Genomic DNA, 18476 nt, shown 5'->3' on the forward strand with positions numbered 1-18476 from the left:
TAATATCAATATATATATAACAAATGGAAGGTTTGCAACTAAAAAAAGCACAGAGTGAGATAGAAGATATTTGGAAAAATAGAGAAAAATTTAATGACTGTAATCTAAAGAAAACAGCAAGAATAGCAATTAAAGAGGTAATTGAGCTCCTTGATAGTGGCAAAATTAGAGTAGCAGAAAAGCTATCAAGTGGAGAATGGGTAGTACATAAGTGGATAAAGCAAGCAATATTATTACATTTTCTCACTGAAGAAAACAAAATAATAGACAATACCAATTGCTGGTTTGACAAGATCGGTAACAAATTTAGTGAATGGAATGAGGAGAAATTTCGCCAGTTAAAAATTAGAGCAGTTCCTGGGTGTTTTGTCCGCCGATCTGCTTATATAGGTACAAATGTTGTTCTAATGCCAAGTTTTATCAACGTTGGTGCATATGTTGATTCAGGAACAATGATAGATACCTGGTCAACGATTGGTAGCTGTGCGCAAATAGGAAAAAACTGTCATATTTCCGGTGGAGTGGGAATAGGTGGAGTTCTTGAGCCTATTCAAGCTTCACCTGTCATTATAGAAGATAATTGCTTTATTGGAGCACGTAGCGAAGTGGCCGAGGGTGTGGTAGTGAGAGAAGGATCAGTCCTTGGCATAGGCGTGTTTATTGGGGCATCAACAAAGATTATTGATAGAGAAACTAGCAAGGTATTTTACGGCGAAGTGCCACCTTATTCTGTAGTGGTACCAGGGTCTATTCCATCTAAAAATAATATTTCAACCTATTGTGCAGTCATAGTAAAAAAAGTGGATGAAAAGACGAGATCGAAAATCTCTATAAATGAAATATTGAGGGATTAAACTATCTTACTCCTTGTCGTCACTTTTTTTATCATTATTACTAACCACAGTAATGGCATACGCGCATAACTCTGAGAAAGAGACTCCATTTTCTTGAGATAGTTTATATAATTTTTGTAGACTTTCTTTTACTTTATTAGGAATATTCCCTCCACGTTCTTTTACAAGCCAGGAATCTTGATGATGAATTGGATGAGCATCACTTTTTGGATTTCCTATGTATATTGCAAAAGGTGAACTTTGCCCTTTGAAGTCACATTGTACAGTAAATTTTTTTATAGATTCGGCCATTTAAAGACCTCTACTTTTCTTTTTGGTCGATTTTATAGCAGGTGGAAGAGGTGGTTTCTTTATAAAATCTTGTCTATTGACAACACTTTCTCTACCTTCCAAAGCTCGGCGAACATCAGCTCTGCTTAATTGCGACTCTTTTGCTACCTTCATTCCATGCTTTGCCATAATATTAGCACATGCTAGTACTTTTTTTACCAATGCTAGATCACCATCTAGCATTTGAACTAGCACTTGAAACACTTCCGCTAAAGTTAGTCCATCAGCATTTATAACCTTGTTTTCTATAAAATTGACAGCTTCTTCAAATTTGTATTCAATACTATCATCTTGAGGTATAAGGGCAACATAATCGGTGTTTTTGTCGTCCATAACTGAAGCACTATTACTCACAAACTTAAGTTTATACTATATATATAAATACTCTACTATTTTATATTATGGCACGCTATAGTTAAACATTTATTAATAACATGCTCACTTATATACACGAATTAATTGACAAAAGTCAAGGATCAATATCCATCAGTGATTTCATGAATGCCGTTTTGTACCATGAAAAATACGGCTATTATACAAGTAAATTACCGCTTGGTAAGGATGGTGATTTTACTACCGCACCTGAGATCAGCCAATTATTTGGTGAAGTAATTGCAGTTTGGATAATGCATACATGGGAAAAATTAGGAAAGCCATCAAAATTTTCTCTAGTTGAACTTGGGCCAGGCAAAGGAACACTCATTCACGATATAATAAGAGTCACTAAAAAATACAGCAGCTTTTTTAATTCAATGTTGATCCACTTAGTTGAAATAAGCCCTACTTTACGGAAGATACAAAAGGAAAAATTAAAAAGCTTAGATGTTAATTGGCACAAAAATATTGACAACCTACCAGAACAACCAACCATTTTTTTAGCAAATGAGTTCTTTGACGCTCTTCCGATAGATCAGTTTGTATATCATGATGAGGGGTGGTATGAAAATATGGTGACAAAACAAGATGATGGCAGTCTCTTGGTGTCATGCCAGTGCGTGACACTGGAATCCAGAAAAAAAGAATCATGGATTCCAGTGTCAGCTACTCAGATGACAAATGGAAAATTTTTTAATGGTGCAGTGGTGGAAATATGTTCAGTTGGGGTTGAAATATTAAAAAAACTTGAGAAGAAGATATATAATAATAAAGGAGCTGCTTTGATTGTAGATTACGGTTATGTATACCCCGCATATAAGAGCACTTTGCAATCGATAAAACAACATAAGTATGCTAATTTTCTTGAGAATGTTGGTAATAGTGATATTACCGCACTTGTGAACTTTCAAGCGTTAAGAGATTCATTAAAGCATGTAGATTGTGAGATTTTAACTCAAAGGGAATTTTTATATCTTTTTGGCATAAAAGAAAGAACCCAGGCTTTAATGAAAAGCGCAAGTGATGAACAAAAGAATAGGATCTTTAGTGAATTCCTAAGGTTGACTGAAAATATGGGCACTCTTTTTAAAGCAATGCTATTGATATAGCTAACCCAAGAAAGGTTTCCCTACATCATACCGCCGCAGCGCTAACGAGTAGCGGAATGACGAATTTGTTGTTTTTCAAATTGTAAGTAAACCTAAGCCACTTTAGCTATAGCATAGCTAAAGTAATTTATGTTATTGGGTAAGTTAAAAATATGATATAAATAAGATAGGAGGGAGCTACTCACTATAGGAATAGAGTTGTGCACGACCCACAACTGTACGAACATTTGTTCGCGAAGAAATGTTATAGCTGGTTTTGCCTCAAACACAAAGATGTCATACGAGTAGCTGACTACTTGGATCCAGCCTTTCCATCCAAGACGGCAGTGCCCAGACACTGGAATAACAGCAGTCCTACGTCATACCGCCGCGGTATCTCTAGATCCCGCTAATAAGTAGCGGGATGACGGTTGTCTCCTAGCTGTCATCCCAGTACTGGTAGACTCAAATCACAATGCTCGTATAGCTGCAACCCTGGAGGTACTGTTTCTCACCCACTGGAGATATTGCACGGTACTATCTACTTGATCATCGTGTCGAGTTTCAGGAAACATTAAAATCTCATACTCAAAATCGTTCAGCCATACTGCTTGATGTGGCAGAAAAACCTTGCCAGACTCTATAATCGGAACAATTTGATGAAATCGAGTGAGCTTGTCATCATGTGGCACTATTTCAATAATCGGTAAATCACTGTTTGTCTTTAGCTCTTGCACCAATTGTTGACCACTTGTTTTTGCTTCGATTAAAATTGCGTGTGGCGTCCATCTTGCAGCTAGTGACAAAACCTGTTCTTTAAGCTTTGGATACTCAAGCTTTGCGCGATATACGTCGAGTAAATAGAATTTATTATCTATTTTTGCCCAGGTGGTGCAGACACTAAAGTTGCTCATGTTACTTGTTGAAACCGCAGTATCCCAACTTTGTGTTACATGCGAGAGATTATCAGGAACATTTTTATAGCGCTTTAGCCACTCTCGTTTGACTATACCACTTGAAAGCGGCAGAGGGTTTTGTTGATATTGAGCAGCAAAAGCGTAACTCCCAAGTTCAGCTTTTATTATCTCAACTTCTTCTTTTCCTCCATCGAGGGGATATAACAACTGACCTTCTTCTCTTGAATATAATATCCTTACAGGTGACGCTGGTTTATTATATAATCGCCTGGTCGCACAGTGCTGAGCTACTCGGATGATAGGAACGGGAGGTATTGGCTTTTTGATTGAATAAATAACCTGCTTATTTTCAGAAATCATTGGCAAACAAATATGATGCCATATGTTTTTTGGCTTGGAGAGAAGGTGTCCAGTTAAGTCCTCCTGGTGTAGCCTGTGCATTACAAGAACGATGACTCCTTTTTTTCTATCGTTCAGCCTGGTTACTAAAGTCTGATCAAACCAGTTTGTGGCACGCTTTCTAAGCGTTTCACTCAAAGCTTGAGCAGAACTGAGCGGATCGTCCACAATGATAAAATCACCACCTTCACCAGTTAGTGTTCCACCAACTGATGTTGCGATTCTGTATCCTCTCTGCACTGTTTGAAATTTATATTTTGTATTCTGGTCTTTGGATAGTTCTATCTCTGGAAATAGCGCTCTATACCAACTAGACTGCATCACGCACCTGGTGTCGAGCGAGTGCTTTTCGCTGAGCCGCTGAGAATAACTTGCAACTATTATTCTCGCAGTTGGTTGGTTTCCCAGTATCCATGCGGGCCACGCAACGCTTATGCACATGGACTTCATCGAGCGCGGAGGCATATTGAATATTATTCGTTTCACTTCACCAGCGCTCGCCGCTTCCAGCCTATCTGCTATGACTTTTATATACTGATAATCGTTATACTCACACCCCGGCACTACCGTTTGAAAGCACAGTTCAATGAATTTTAGAAAGTTCATGATATAATGTTGAAACCAGCGCGTGACGCTGGGATGACAAAAAAAGGAGCACTGGAATGACACCCTACTTAACCGTCATACCGCGATTCATTCGCGGTATCTCTTAACATAGATCCCGCTAACACGTAGCGGGATACTTAACCATCATTACACCGTCATACCGCGATTCATTCGCGGTATCTCTAGATCCCGCTAACACGTAGGGGAATGACGAGGTCATGCCGCCGCGGTATCTCTTAGCCGCTAACACGTAGCGGGATGACGGTTGTTGTTTAGCTATAAATATTAAGAAATTTACCAAATAAAAAAAAAGGCAAAAGAAGCCCCGTGGTTATTATCCGCTTTAAAATATTGGCGTTTTTTATGTTTTAAACGCTTGACAAGCGAGATTCAGCCGCTTTTAATTGCAACTAACCTACGCTGCAAATGTTTAAGAAATTTACTAAGCAGAAAAAAAGACAAAGAATCCCCGAGTTAGCTAGTCTTTTACTATCTCTGTCGAGTATTGGCATTTTTTGATGTCTTGTAACGCTTTATAAGCGCGTTCAGCTTATTTAGATAAAAATCTAGATGTAGATGAAGTTTTGTAAAGACATACAGTATCTATATACTGCAAAAAATTGAACATAAGACGCCGATACATTAAGTAATCCTTACCTTTTAATCTGCAGATTGGCGAAAGCAAATACAATAGCTTCACTATCATGATAAGGGGGCTGGCGGAGTTTGTCAAGTAAGTTTTTTCGTTTCTATTTCCAATAAAAGTTCGTTATATGGTTATGCAAGAAGTTTAATACTCATAGTTTCAAGCATATACTGAAATATCTCATTAGCAATTGCAACATCTTGGCGTGGGGCTTTGCCGTGTTCTATAAACACAGAGATTGCATAGCGCGGGTTATGGTAAGGGCCATAGGCGATAAATAACTTATGACTTTCGCCCTTAGAGTTTATTTCTGGTGTACCGGTTTTGCCAGCAATTTGTATACCGCTTAGCCCTTTCTTATAGGTTCCAGTTTTAGAATTCACCACATCAAACATAGCTTTTCGAACTATGCTAAGATGCTCACAATCCACATCAATATCGGGAAAATCTTGTATCGTTTCATTCATCTTAATGCGGGGAATTACCTCTTTTCCTGTTGCAATCCTCGCTGCAAGAACTGCAAGCTGTAGTGGTGTTGTAAGCATATACCCTTGTCCTATAACTAAGTTGATAGTGTCACCTAAATACCACTGCGAATATAGCTTTCGTGTACGCCAATCTCTATCTGGCAACAACCCTGGAGCTTCTTCTTTAAACGTTCCAATCAGTGGCCCACTTCCAATACCAAATTTTCTGGCCATTTCTACTAGAGAGTCTACACTTATTTTTTTCCCTATATTATAAAAGTAAGTGTTGCATGATAATGCCATTGCTTCATTTAAAGATACATATCCATGGACTTTGCTTTTCAGGCAACGAAATTTCCGCTCACCTATTTTCATATAGCCCTTACACGAGAATTTTTCTTCTGGTGTGATTATTCCGTCTTTGAAACCCGCAAGCGCAACTATTACTTTAAATATTGAACCAGGTGGAATTTGATATGATAACGCACGATTCACGAGCGGCAATGAAGGAGCATTCAAGCTCTCCCAAGTCTCATTTGATAGCCTGCTAGCAAAAAGATTATTATCGTAAGAAGGTGAATTATATAATGCTAAAATTTCTCCATTATTTACATCAATTACCACTGCGGAGCCTTGGTGATCTTTAAATACCTCTGCGGTTTTCTCTTGCAGATTAATATCAATTGTCAGTTGTACATCTTGTCCGTCTTGTTGTGGTATGCTTGATAATTCTTTTATGACGCGTTTTTTAGAATTTATTTCCTGCTCAGATTTTCCTGACTTGCCTTTCAATATATGATCATATGTATATTCAATACCGCTGATTCCTACTTCGCTTATGCCTTGCTGTCTTTTTGTATATCCGATTACATGAGAACACATTGAACCAAACGGGTAATAACGTTTATAAAGAGCAGTTATTTTTTCTGACGATTTTGCTATCTTAGACTCGACTTCTGATAATGTCTGCAAATCAACTTCCTTACCAGAACCATCAAACAAAACAACATACGAAATTTTGTTTACCGCAAGTTCAATGCTATTCCTATCTAAAATTTTGCCCCGCTTAGGCATAATAGTAGCAACTCTTATTCTATTACTATTAGATAGTGCTTCGTACTTTTGTCTGTTTCGTATTTGTAAATTATATAACCTGCAACTAAAAACCGCAGAAATGGTAAGCTGAATACCACCTAATATGAATGCTCTGCGGTTAAAGACTTTGTTTTTTGTCCACATAACATTCCTTCAAAACACACTTTTTTCCCCTCTTTTATTGTTACACTTCTGGCTTTTACCGTATTACAAACCCTTTTTTCCCACTCACTTAAGGTCACAAACTTATAACCTGATTTTTTTAGTATTTTAATAATATGAGGTAAAGCTTCAATTGTGTTTGACCTGTTATTGTGATCATGAAACAGTATAACTGCTCCATTATGTACATTACTTAAAACTCTTTCAACTAAAGTTTCTGGCTTATCACCTTGCCAATCTAGCGAATCAACTGTCCATAATATTGAATACATATTTAATTGATCAGTATTTTCAATCAGATTATCGTCATAACATCCATATGGCGGACGAAACCATTTTACATCTTGTTTTATTGCATTTTTAATTGCTGTATTTGTCTTTTCCAATTCTTGCAATTGTTCCTCACTTGAAAGTGATGTCAACTTCCTATGCGACCAAGAGTGATTGCCTAACTCATGACCTGATTCATGAATTTTCTTTACTATTTCAGACGTTTTTTCATTTATACGTTCACCAAGCACAAAAAATGTTGCTTTTGCTTCATAGCTTTCCAGAACATTAATAATATCGTTTATTCTATTGTTGGAAGGTCCATCATCAAACGTAAGCGCAACAAACTTATCGTCGTTATTCAATAATTTTTTTATATTACTTAAATTTCTATATGATAGATCTAGATTACAACTGAGCCCACAGTATGGTAAATTAAAATTACAATCACTACAAAAAGCCGTACTTGAATATAGTAAGAAAAAAGTGATTATCCTTATAAACATTTGTAATCAGCAAAGTGATAGAATACTACACTTTTTTGCTAAGTTAAGCCATCTTTAATTGCTGTAGCCTTTACTTCATCGCTTCTTTAATATATTGTATTAACAATTTTATATAATATATTATGATTGCAAATATAAATACCGTTGCGCTTCAGGGAATTAGCACAGTAAATGTCAATGCACAAATTCATATGGCAAATGGTATTCCAGCTTTTAATATTGTTGGCTTGCCGGATAAAACTGTTGCAGAATCCAGAGAGCGCATCAGAGCAGCGTTAAATTCAATCAATCTACTACTACCTCCAAAAAGAATTACAGTTAATCTCTCCCCTGCGGATTTGCTGAAAGAAGGCAGTCATTATGACTTGGCTATTGCTATTGGACTACTTGTTGTAATGAATGTGATACCAGTTGAAAAAGTTCAGTCTTATATAATCATGGGTGAACTGGCTCTTGATAGCAGAGTTATTCCAGTTTCAGGTGTGCTGCCAACAGCAATTAATGCAAAAAAGGACAATAAAGGAGTAATTTGCCCGAGAGGAAATGGTGTAGAAGCTGTATGGGTGAAGAATGTTTCAATTCTGGCTATAGAGAAATTAACTGATATTATCAGACACTTTAAGGGTGAGCAATTAATTCAGCCAGTAATTTTTAATTATAGTGATGCACCCAAAGAAAAAAGATTGGTTCCCGATATGAAGGATATCAAAGGCCAAGTTGTTGCAAAAAGAGCAGCTGAAATTGCAGCAGCAGGTGGGCATAATATGCTTCTTGTTGGCCCTCCTGGTACTGGAAAGTCAATGCTTGCTAAACGCTTTATAGGGTTGCTGCCTGATTTGACCGAACAGGAGATGATTGATGTTAATATTATTTCCAGCATAACAAAAACTGGTAACGAAATATTCAAAGTAACTCGTCCCTTTCGTGAACCTCATCACTCATGCTCTATGCCAGCAATGATAGGGGGAGGAAAGAATGCAAAACCTGGAGAAATTACCATGGCTCACAATGGCGTGTTGTTTCTTGATGAGTTACCTGAATTTCCAAGACTCGTGCTTGATTCTCTGCGCCAACCACTTGAAGATAGAAAAGTTACCGTTGCAAGGGCAAATGCTCACATAACCTACCCTGCCAATTTTCAACTGATAGCTGCAATGAACCCTTGCAGGTGCGGTTATTTAGGTGATGCAAGCAGATCGTGCAACAAAGCTCCAAAGTGTGGCACAGATTACAAAAACAAAATATCAGGCCCATTGCTTGATAGAATAGACATATGCATTGAAATGCCAAACGTTAGCATACTCTCTCCTGAAATCTCTGTGGAGGGAGAAAGTACTAAAATCATAAGAGGAAGGGTGATAGCAGCGAGAAAAATTCAAACTGAGCGTTATAGTAAATTGAATGTTCGTTGTAACGCAGAAGTAAGCGGTGAAGCATTTAATAAATTTACTGAACCAGATCAGGCAGGGTTAGAATTGCTAAAATACGTACTGAAAGAAAATTACATTTCCAATCGAGGCTATACACGTGTATTAAAAGTTGCAAGAACCATTGCAGATCTTGCAAAAACTGAAAAAGTAAAAAGAGCACACATTGCTGAAGCGCTGAATTACAGAATCAGATTATACTAATAAATTAAATTACTTGACAGGCAGCTTTTTTTTACTATATATTATTCTTAATGAAATTTTAATATTCTATTTAAGGAGTAGAGTTATGGCAAGAATTGAAGTAATAAAACAGAAATATAGTCAAGAGGGCCTTTGGTCAGCAACTAAAGAAGTTCCTGTGCAAGGTTGGAATCTTGTAAAAGAAAATCCATACAAAACGGCCGCGACTTTTGTAGCAATTGCAGCAGCAATTTCGCTTACAGCTGCTTATTTTTTGAGCCCAGCTTATGCGGCTTTCGTTGGTACAGTTGGAACAAAAGCTGCAACACTCGTTAGTCCTGCTATTACTGCAATGTCTACATTTGCAGTTGCTCATCCGCTAGTTGCTAGTTTGATAGTTGTTGCTGCGGTGGCGGCTTTAATAGCTGCACCTGTGTATGCATATAAGAATAGTAGTAAGGCAAATCAAATTGATGCAGTGAAAGAAGAGATTCTTAAGGTCTGTGAAAAAGATGGTGATAAGCCTAAAATTGATAATGATAAGCTAAAATTTATTGTTAGTGATGTATCAACATCCTTGAATGATGTTGCGGTAGCAGTTGGATTGGTACCAGCAAAAGCATAATAAAGTAGCTTAAACAGAATAAAAAGGGATAGTCTCTGTCCCTTTTTATAAACATTTTCTATTTTTTTGCATCAGTAGAATGATACCTTCTAAAAATATAAAGTTATTATCTGTTATTTTAAATGTTATTAAGAATAAGTAAATCCCGTTTACTGTTTACGCCTATAGAAGTGAAAAGTATTTGCATATTATTAAAAAAGCAGTAACTTATTATCAAGTGAATTCGCTAAATTTGAGTAATTTAAATGTCTATTGATCTTAGTCTGCCGGAGTTACCTATATTACACCCAAGGATTACCGTTGTGGGAGTGGGTGGTGCTGGTGGAAATGCTGTGAATAACATGATCCAATCTAATTTGCAAGGAGTGAATTTTGTTGTCGCAAATACCGACGCTCAAGCACTAGAAAAGTCGTTATGTGATAAAAAAATTCAGCTTGGCATTAATTTAACTAAGGGTCTTGGTGCTGGTGCTTTGCCTGATGTTGGCAAAGGTGCAGCAGAAGAATCAATTGATGAGATTATGGAGCATATAAAAGATAGTCATATGCTTTTCATCACAGCAGGAATGGGCGGTGGTACTGGAACCGGTGCTGCACCGGTAATTGCAAAAGCAGCCAGAGAAGCAAGAGCCGCAGTTAAGGATAGAGCGCCAAAAGAAAAAAAGATATTGACTGTTGGAGTTGTAACTAAACCGTTCGGTTTTGAAGGTGTGCGCCGTATGCGCATTGCAGAGCTTGGACTTGAAGAACTGCAAAAATACGTGGATACACTTATTGTCATTCCAAATCAGAATTTATTTAGAATTGCAAATGAAAAAACTACATTTTCTGATGCATTTAAACTTGCTGACAATGTTCTGCATATTGGCATCAGAGGAGTAACTGACTTGATGGTCATGCCAGGGCTTATTAATCTTGACTTCGCTGATATAGAAACAGTAATGAGCGAGATGGGCAAAGCGATGATTGGCACCGGAGAGGCAGAAGGAGAAGATAGAGCAATTAGTGCTGCAGAAGCTGCAATATCCAATCCATTGCTTGACAATGTATCAATGAAAGGTGCGCAAGGAATATTAATTAACATTACTGGTGGCGGAGATATGACTCTGTTTGAAGTTGATGCTGCAGCCAATAGAGTGCGTGAAGAAGTAGATGAAAATGCAAATATAATATTTGGTGCTACTTTTGATCAAGCGATGGAGGGAAGAGTTAGAGTTTCTGTTCTTGCAACTGGCATTGATGGTCGCAATAATAAATCAGAAACTTCACCTATAAGTCAGAGCGAAGACTCAGAGAAAGAGAAATTTAAGTGGCCATATAGTCAAAGTGAAAGTACGCAAGACAAAACACTGGAAACAAAACCAGCTGAACAGGTAAGCGAAGGAGCTAAGTGGGGCAGCAATATCTATGATATACCAGCTTACTTAAGAAGAAAAAAATAATGCAATTTTGGCTACTCAAGTCAGAGCCAAGTGAATACTCATGGCAAAAAATGGAAAAGGATCAGGTAGTTGAGTGGGATGGTGTGCGCAATTATCAAGCTCAAAATTACATGAAAATTATGAAAGCAAGCGATCTTGCGTTTTTTTATCATACAGGTAAAGAGAAAGCAATACTTGGAATCGTTGAAGTATTTAAAGAGTATTATCATGTTAATGATCCCAAGTTCGGATTAGTGAATGTAAAGTTTTTGAAACCTTTAAATAACCAAGTAACGTTAAATAATATAAAACAAAACCCACTTTTGAAAAATATGACTATATTAAAACAACCACGTTTATCAATTGCCCCAGTTTCGGAAATTGAATGGAATGAAATAATAAGGATGAGTGATGTGTAATACCTGTCATTTCAGTTCCTAAATGATGTCATCTCAGCACACAACGCACAGCTGTATGAATATTTGTCTCGAAGGCAGTGCATTAAACGTTATAGCCGATTTTGCATCAAACACAAAGGTGTCATTCCAGTGCTTGACACTGGAATCCAGCCTTAATGCAACCACATTAAAGCCGTTGTGTTTTAATATAAGATTAGCTACTTTTATATTCACTAACTTGATGTCTAATCAAAATTCCTGGATCCCAGTGTCTAGGCACTGGGATGACATCCTTCTAGTGTACAATATTCGTACAGTTGTGTACATGACACAAGGGTCTATAACTCTTCTTTTTTGGATTCCAGTGTCAGCTATTTGCATGACACCCTTACTGATGTGTCACTCATGTTAGAAGTAAATATTCTTGACAAGAAATGGTGCAGCATTATAGAAAATCCTAAAAATTTTGTATTAGGTGTCATCAATGCTTCTCTAAAAGAATTAAAAATAGACCACTATAAACCAAATATATCAATAGCTCTGGCTGATGATGACTTGCTACATCAACTTAATTTAAAATTTAGAGAAATGGATAAGCCAACTAACGTACTATCATTTCCGTATGAACAATTGTCTAATGAGTGCGATTTAGGAGACATAGCAATTTCAATAGACACAATAAAAAGAGAATCGCATGAGTATTATATACCCATTCTTGCTCACATTGCACACATGTTAGTGCATGGATTACTGCATTTACTTGGTTATGATCACCAAAAAAAAGATGAAGAAATTATAATGAAAAATCTAGAAAGAGAGATTTTAGCTTCGCTTGGCTACAATATGTGTGCGATTTAAAAGGAATTTAATAAAAATATAGTAGATGATAATAAAATATGTTATCTACAAAGGGTTTTAGCTATAAACAATAAAAGGTAAGTGATATGGTTCAGTTTTCTTTGCCAAAGAATTCTAAAATTAATCAAAAGGGCAAAATTTATCCTATTCCTGCTAGAGCAAAAAACATCAGAAGATTTCAAATTTACCGTTGGTCTGCTGATGACGAGAAAAACCCTAGAATAGACACATTTTTTATTGATATGGATAGTTGTGGCCCTATGGTACTTGATGCATTAATAAAAATAAAGGATGAAATAGATTCGACTTTAACTTTCAGACGTTCTTGTAGAGAAGGCATATGTGGATCTTGTGCCATGAATATTGACGGAACCAATACTCTTGCATGTACTAGATCTATACATGATATAAAAGGTGACGTAAAAATATATCCATTACCTCACATGTATGTAATAAAGGACCTAGTCTCGGATTTGAGCCAATTTTATGAGCAATACAAATCAATTAAACCTTGGTTACAAGCAGATAAGCCTGCCCTACCAAATAAAGAATACTCTCAATCTTCTGAAGATAGAAAAAAATTAGATGGCTTGTCCGACTGTATATTATGTGCTTGCTGTTCGACTGGTTGCCCAAGCTACTGGTGGAATAGTGATAAATTTTTAGGACCAGCAATACTATTACAAGCTTACAGATGGATTGCTGACAGCCGTGATAATAAGACAGGTGAAAGACTTGATGTTTTAAACGACCCATTCAAGTTGTATCGTTGTCATACAATAATGAATTGCACAAAAACTTGTCCTAAAGGACTTAATCCAGCAAGAGCAATAGCGAAAGTAAAACAGCTCATGGTAGAGAGAGAAGGAGTTTAAGTATTATCTTTTGCATTCTTCGTAAGAGAACAGCAAACCTTCCGAAGCGTAGGGTATTGTTAATACCCTGAACGCTTTTCCGTTTGTGAAGTGCATCGTATCATCGTACGATTCAAATAATTTTTTGAACAACTCATGTCTTTGGTTACTAATAGTTTGAAAATCCTCTTTTTCTAAAAGCTTTTTAGATTCGAAGAGGTAAAGCATAACTTCGTGATAAGTTGGGTAAGATGCCAAAAATTTTGGGTCAAATTGAAAGGTTTTTATAAAAGCATTATTATAAAATTTTAGCTTTTGATTCTTACTATATATTACTATAGCAACCGGTAACCTCTCAAGCAAATTTTTCTGTGTAGCTAAATAACTGTTTAATTCAGTATATAATTTCTCTGCATCACTAACATCTTTCCCATACATTACTATGCTACCAGAACCTTGTATTGGAATTTTAACAAAATCGAAAACCTTAGGTTCGTTCTTATAAGTTATGACATGTCTTCCTGGTTTTGTGCTATGAGCGCTACCGGTAATAGCAAATTTCTTAGAACCATCTACATATTTATCATAAAACAAGTTATAAAATTCCACCTTTCTACTCTTGTTATATCTTAGTATTGGAAACGGTAAAGAGTTGAAAACGTTTTTATAGCTCTCCACTTCCTGTGTAAGCTTACTATTTTCTAACTCAAGTCCGTTAGCCTTTATCTTACAGTCTGAGACATTCCTTATCCATAACAGCACACCTATCACATTGTTAGAATCATCTATTATGCTTCTACCGTAACATATGCAATAAACCTCACTGTCTTTTGACTTTAAATCTAGAGTAAAAGATTTATTTATTTCCTTTGCCTCAACAAAATTTTTGATTAAGCTTTCTGATTGCTCAAAAAAATTCACAAACTCATTAAATGAGTAAAAAACAGTATTAAGCAAAATTAGTAAATTGGGAGAGAACTTTTCTATACGTTTTTTTGCATCCCAAATATAAAACCCATCATTCACAGTATCAATTAAATTATTTATGATAACATTTTGATGCTGTAAGTTCTTAATCTTATTACTAATTTTTAATTTAGAATAAGAGAGAAAGAATAATATTAGAATCAATATTAAAACCACTTCATACAAAAAAAACATAGCACTTTTAAAACAAATGTAAAAATTTGTAACCGCTCAGAATTATGCTGAAGAGGTATATAAGTAAAGATTGCCTAACATTTGAAAGCCCAATCTCTTATAAAGGTTCACAGAAGATTTCATACAATGTGCTACTATATATTTGCATTCAAGCTGTTTAGCTATCTTTATTCTTTCTAAAACCATTTGGGTACCTATTCCACGATTCCTGTAAATTGGTAAAACTCCATCACTATAAAAACCAGCTACGCTATCTTGAACATAAAGACCGCATGTCCCAATAATTTCATTATTTAGTGTTACAAGAAAAAATCTTAATCTTGAGTTCTTATCATCATAATTTGATAATCCGCGAAAAAATGTGCTGACAATTCCAACGCCATGATAAAAAATTTTAGAAGTGTGTAGATCTAACTGTTCTAAGAGGTTGCTACCATTCACAGCATTTAACCTCAAGTTTGGAATAACATCAGCAGGTAAAAAGTAATTTTTCATATTAAGTAAAGCTTTTTTTGGTGTGCTAACGTGTTTTATTTCACACTTTTCTAAAATCTCTCTTATTTTCATATGTGAATTTATTACCCATGTTGCTTCTATATCTCTTGTTCTGAGATAATCTAGAGTTTTTTGTATAGAAAGCTCGGTACATTGATCTCCACAGAACACAAAATTAAATAATGACTCCCTGGTACCATTTATTGTAAATATGATGTTATCAAATTCATCGTGTACTTCCCACTCAGATAAATTCGCTGTGTACAGTATATAATCCTTTAGATTTTGAACAATTAAGCTTGAATAATAAATTTTTTTATCCTGCATACACCAACAATAAACAATAAAAGGCTCCTATAAGAACACAGGCTAAAATTGCAGCTATAACGTCATCTAGCATAATACCTAAAGGACCTTTGGTATTTTTATCGATTAAATTTATAGGCCACGTTTTTATTATATCAAAAAACCTAAAAGAAAAAAAGCACAACAACAATGAAGAACAATTCATCTCTTGGCTTAACAATATCGAAACTAAAAGTATCGTCAGCAATTGACCAACCACTTCGTCAATTACTACCTCTTTTGGATCACATGAAGTCTTGTAATGTTTTATATAATTACCTGTAGACCATAATCCAATTAAGAATAAAAAAGAAATAATTGCTGCACCTAAAATTTTGTTGCTCAGGATTACAGGAACAAGCGGAAAAGAAGCCAAACTACCCACAGTACCTGGCATTTTTTTTACTGTTCCAGACAGCCACCACGTTGATATTAATTTATATAAAAATTTCACAATATATCCAAATACAAAATTAACTTATAAGAACAGAAAGAGTATCCTCTATAGAGGCGCTTTCATACAATAATCTATAGACCGCTTCACATATAGGCATTTTTATCTTTAGCTTTCCTGCTAAATTAAATATGGACTCAGCAGTGCTAAAACCTTCAATCACTGACTTGCCTTCTGACAAAATCTGCTGAACATTAAAGCCATTGTCACTATTACCTATTTTAAACCCAAAAGATAAGTTTCTTGAATTCAAGGATGTGCATGTCATAATTAGGTCACCCAGACATGCTGGCCCAAGTAGTGTATTTATATCCACACTACCGTCACCAATTTTTGCTGAGTATAAAGCCTTAATTTCGCTCATACTTTTCGTAATCAATGCTGCATGAGCATTAAACCCAAGTTTACTACCTAGAACAATCCCACACGCTATAGCAAAAACGTTCTTTAACGCTGCACAAATCTGTACTCCTATAATGTCGTTACTAAACTCCAATTTAACATTTTCTTGTTGCAGCTCTGATACTAGCTTTGAACCTAATGTGTTATTTTGGCATGCAAGAACCATTGAATAGGGTAATTTTCTTGCAACTTCTACAGCAAAGCTAGGACCTGAAAAAATAGCAATAGGATTGTTAGGTAAAATTTCATTTACTATTTCACTAGGTAATTTTAATGTAGACTTTTCTATTCCCTTACAAGCTAAAATTATTGCTACATCTTTTTTCAGATTACAATTATGCAATTGCTGACATACCTTCCTCAGAGACTGAGTGGGAACAGCGAGGATTGTTACTGAAGCATTAATTATGTCTTCAATAGCCAATTTTACTGACACATTATCAGAAATTCGACAACCGGGTAGCTTGTCACTTTCTCTTTTCCCGTTGATTGATTCAAATGTAGTTTCATTGTGAGTCCACAAAATCACATCTTTCTTACTACCTAATGAAATTGCGATTGCTGTACCCCATGCACCAGCACCTAAAATTGATATTGCCACACAATATTCCTGAAAATATTACTTATACTTTAAAATAGTAGGATAAGTAAATTAAAAATATAACACAGACATATAGAATAGTTAAATATTTATTAACCGAAGTATTCTTTTAATAATAGTAACTTTAATTCAATATTTACTAAAAATATTATTACTATCATGGTATGTCTATTATATTTTAGATCTATTTATATAACTTTGGAACAATATATTTACTATTAATTAATAAGTGTAATTTTGATCATTTGTTAATAAAAATTTGATTTATTACTTTCCTTAGTTATATATATTACTAAAATTATAAATTATTTATGGGGTGTAAAATATGCGTATATTATTAATTGAAGATGATCAAGTAAGTGCAAAGACTGTAGTTAACGCCTTAACTTCTGATGGACACTTCTGTGACGTTGTTACTTCTGCACAAGATTATAACAATAATATGGTTTCCTCAAACGGAGATTACTATGACCTAGTTATTTTAGATATACACTTACCTGGTGATATTGACGGATATGATATATTGTTAAGACTAAGAAGTGCAAAAATCAAAGTTCCTGTCTTAATACTTTCATGCATATCCGCTGTCAATCACAAAGCTAAAGGACTCGGGTATGGTGCCGATGATTACTTAACCAAGCCATTTCATAAAAGCGAGTTATTAGCTCGAATTAAGGCCATAGTGCGTCGTACTAAAGGCCATCCTGAATCGGTGATAAAGATTGGTAATATAAATATCAATTTTGATCACAGGGTTGTTGAGGTGAAAGGTAAAACGGTTCACCTTACTAATAAAGAGTATTCTATGATAGAATTGCTAGCACTGCGTAAAGGAACAGTACTAACAAAAGAAATGTTCTTAAATCATCTTTACAATGGCTTGGATGAACCTTCAGATAACAAGATAGTTGATGTTTTTATGTGCAAATTACGTAAGAAACTTGAAAGTGCAAATGATGGAAAAAGCCACATAGAAACCGTTTGGGGCAGAGGGTATGTTCTGAAAGAGTATATTGATGATGATGAATATTCTAATGTTAATGTAGGCGAAAGTAGTGATGGCTATCAAGCAGAACAAGTGAAGGACAACGCATGAAATGCCTACACATTTAAATATAGCATGGCTTATATCGCACGTATCATGTGAACGCCTAGGTGAAATATAAGCCGAGTTCTGTTTATGTAGCTATTTATCTGGAGTAAATGTTACCATTTACCGCATGCGATTTACCCGAGTAGATATGAGGAAAACATAAAATCTACTTCTATTTAATCTTGCTCCTAGTGTTGGTTACTCGACTACCAATGTTGCCATTGCCATGGTGTGCTCTTACCACACCTTTTCACCCTTACCTAAAAATATTTTAGGCGGTAATTTTCTGTAGCCCTATAACTGGAGTTACCTCCGGCGGGCATTACCCGTCACTATTTTTCCTTGGAGCCCGGACTTTCCTCTGCTATGTTTATCACACAACAGCAGCTACTTATTTCACCTAGGAATTATACTTTAACATGAAAATCACAAAAGCAAAAGACA

At 35.6% G+C, this 18476-nt stretch carries 20 protein-coding genes and 1 other RNA gene; 9 read left to right on the top strand and 12 right to left on the bottom strand.

Translation table 11 applies throughout. The features are described 5' to 3' along the window. Window positions 1–23 precede the first annotated feature (23 nt). Window positions 24–854, top strand: a complete 831-nt coding sequence (dapD, locus tag ABWU72_RS07750) for a 2,3,4,5-tetrahydropyridine-2,6-dicarboxylate N-succinyltransferase (protein ID WP_155968290.1) — start codon at window positions 24–26, stop codon at window positions 852–854. A gap of 6 nt (window positions 855–860) precedes the next feature. Here the strand turns inward: dapD and ABWU72_RS07755 are convergent, their stop codons facing one another. Then, on the bottom strand, window positions 861–1145 hold the full coding sequence (locus ABWU72_RS07755; protein ID WP_010962783.1) for a DUF2610 domain-containing protein: 285 nt from the start codon (window positions 1143–1145) through the stop codon (window positions 861–863). Further along, window positions 1146–1517: a hypothetical protein gene (locus ABWU72_RS07760; RefSeq protein ID WP_155969527.1), complete on the bottom strand. Its 372-nt coding sequence runs from the start codon at window positions 1515–1517 to the stop codon at window positions 1146–1148. It lies immediately after the preceding gene. Window positions 1518–1618: 101 nt separating this feature from the next. On the opposite strand from ABWU72_RS07760, the gene ABWU72_RS07765 reads away from it, so the two are divergent. Beyond that, entirely contained in the window at window positions 1619–2668 is a 1050-nt protein-coding gene (locus ABWU72_RS07765; protein WP_007549412.1) for a class I SAM-dependent methyltransferase, read from the top strand. Between the two features lie 449 nt (window positions 2669–3117). On the opposite strand, the gene terL is transcribed toward ABWU72_RS07765, so the two are convergent. The 3 genes from terL to ABWU72_RS07780 form a co-directional block, all read right to left on the bottom strand. Beyond that, entirely contained in the window at window positions 3118–4569 is a 1452-nt protein-coding gene (gene terL / locus ABWU72_RS07770) for a phage terminase large subunit (RefSeq protein ID WP_213863582.1), read from the bottom strand. Between the two features lie 777 nt (window positions 4570–5346). Next, complete coding sequence (locus ABWU72_RS07775; RefSeq protein ID WP_353284034.1) at window positions 5347–6921, bottom strand: penicillin-binding transpeptidase domain-containing protein; 1575 nt, start codon at window positions 6919–6921, stop codon at window positions 5347–5349. After that, complete coding sequence (locus tag ABWU72_RS07780) at window positions 6876–7715, bottom strand: polysaccharide deacetylase family protein (RefSeq protein WP_065106681.1); 840 nt, start codon at window positions 7713–7715, stop codon at window positions 6876–6878. The genes ABWU72_RS07775 and ABWU72_RS07780 overlap by 46 nt, the downstream gene beginning before the upstream one ends. 122 nt (window positions 7716–7837) lie before the next feature. Between ABWU72_RS07780 and ABWU72_RS07785 the strand changes: the two genes are divergently transcribed. The 4 genes from ABWU72_RS07785 to ABWU72_RS07800 all read left to right on the top strand — a co-directional run bounded on the left by ABWU72_RS07785 (window position 7838) and on the right by ABWU72_RS07800 (window position 11790). Continuing rightward, window positions 7838–9346 (top strand): YifB family Mg chelatase-like AAA ATPase, encoded by a 1509-nt coding sequence (locus ABWU72_RS07785; protein ID WP_353284035.1) that lies wholly within the window; start codon window positions 7838–7840, stop codon window positions 9344–9346. 85 nt (window positions 9347–9431) lie between these two features. Continuing rightward, window positions 9432–9950 (top strand): hypothetical protein, encoded by a 519-nt coding sequence (locus tag ABWU72_RS07790; protein ID WP_246165607.1) that lies wholly within the window; start codon window positions 9432–9434, stop codon window positions 9948–9950. 245 nt (window positions 9951–10195) lie between these two features. Beyond that, window positions 10196–11392, top strand: coding sequence for a cell division protein FtsZ (ftsZ, locus tag ABWU72_RS07795; RefSeq protein ID WP_010962790.1), 1197 nt, complete (start codon window positions 10196–10198; stop codon window positions 11390–11392). Beyond that, complete coding sequence (locus ABWU72_RS07800) at window positions 11392–11790, top strand: EVE domain-containing protein (RefSeq protein WP_077188253.1); 399 nt, start codon at window positions 11392–11394, stop codon at window positions 11788–11790. Before ftsZ ends, ABWU72_RS07800 begins: the two co-directional genes overlap by 1 nt. Before the next feature lie 33 nt (window positions 11791–11823). On the opposite strand, the gene ABWU72_RS07805 is transcribed toward ABWU72_RS07800, so the two are convergent. After that, window positions 11824–12003 carry a hypothetical protein gene (locus tag ABWU72_RS07805; protein ID WP_022626337.1) on the bottom strand — a complete coding sequence of 60 codons (180 nt, stop codon included), beginning with the start codon at window positions 12001–12003 and terminating at the stop codon, window positions 11824–11826. Between the two features lie 15 nt (window positions 12004–12018). Then, window positions 12019–12150 (bottom strand): hypothetical protein, encoded by a 132-nt coding sequence (locus ABWU72_RS08235; RefSeq protein ID WP_259348783.1) that lies wholly within the window; start codon window positions 12148–12150, stop codon window positions 12019–12021. A gap of 24 nt (window positions 12151–12174) precedes the next feature. Here ABWU72_RS08235 and ybeY point away from each other — a divergent pair, with 24 nt between their 5' ends. Both ybeY and ABWU72_RS07820 read left to right on the top strand, forming a co-directional pair. Further along, complete coding sequence (gene ybeY / locus ABWU72_RS07815; protein WP_010082473.1) at window positions 12175–12627, top strand: rRNA maturation RNase YbeY; 453 nt, start codon at window positions 12175–12177, stop codon at window positions 12625–12627. 86 nt (window positions 12628–12713) lie between these two features. Then, on the top strand, window positions 12714–13502 hold the full coding sequence (locus ABWU72_RS07820) for a succinate dehydrogenase iron-sulfur subunit (RefSeq protein WP_010082472.1): 789 nt from the start codon (window positions 12714–12716) through the stop codon (window positions 13500–13502). 3 nt (window positions 13503–13505) lie between these two features. On the opposite strand, the gene ABWU72_RS07825 is transcribed toward ABWU72_RS07820, so the two are convergent. The 4 genes from ABWU72_RS07825 to ABWU72_RS07840 are packed head-to-tail and all read right to left on the bottom strand — an operon-like array spanning window position 13506 to window position 16939. Continuing rightward, window positions 13506–14642, bottom strand: coding sequence for a hypothetical protein (locus ABWU72_RS07825; RefSeq protein ID WP_010962793.1), 1137 nt, complete (start codon window positions 14640–14642; stop codon window positions 13506–13508). A gap of 42 nt (window positions 14643–14684) precedes the next feature. Next, complete coding sequence (locus tag ABWU72_RS07830; protein ID WP_155968998.1) at window positions 14685–15464, bottom strand: GNAT family N-acetyltransferase; 780 nt, start codon at window positions 15462–15464, stop codon at window positions 14685–14687. Next, window positions 15454–15936 (bottom strand): phosphatidylglycerophosphatase A, encoded by a 483-nt coding sequence (locus ABWU72_RS07835; protein WP_006279290.1) that lies wholly within the window; start codon window positions 15934–15936, stop codon window positions 15454–15456. The genes ABWU72_RS07830 and ABWU72_RS07835 overlap by 11 nt, the downstream gene beginning before the upstream one ends. 19 nt (window positions 15937–15955) lie before the next feature. Next, window positions 15956–16939 carry an NAD(P)H-dependent glycerol-3-phosphate dehydrogenase gene (locus tag ABWU72_RS07840; RefSeq protein WP_010962796.1) on the bottom strand — a complete coding sequence of 328 codons (984 nt, stop codon included), beginning with the start codon at window positions 16937–16939 and terminating at the stop codon, window positions 15956–15958. A gap of 325 nt (window positions 16940–17264) precedes the next feature. Between ABWU72_RS07840 and ABWU72_RS07845 the strand changes: the two genes are divergently transcribed. Then, window positions 17265–18035, top strand: coding sequence for a response regulator transcription factor (locus ABWU72_RS07845; protein WP_010962797.1), 771 nt, complete (start codon window positions 17265–17267; stop codon window positions 18033–18035). A gap of 51 nt (window positions 18036–18086) precedes the next feature. Here the strand turns inward: ABWU72_RS07845 and rnpB are convergent. Then, window positions 18087–18436, bottom strand: an RNA gene (rnpB, locus tag ABWU72_RS07850) — RNase P RNA component class A. Window positions 18437–18476 lie beyond the last annotated feature (40 nt).

This window comes from Wolbachia endosymbiont (group A) of Lypha dubia (assembly GCF_964028575.1).
In the GTDB taxonomy this organism is placed as follows: Bacteria; Pseudomonadota; Alphaproteobacteria; order Rickettsiales; family Anaplasmataceae; genus Wolbachia; species Wolbachia pipientis.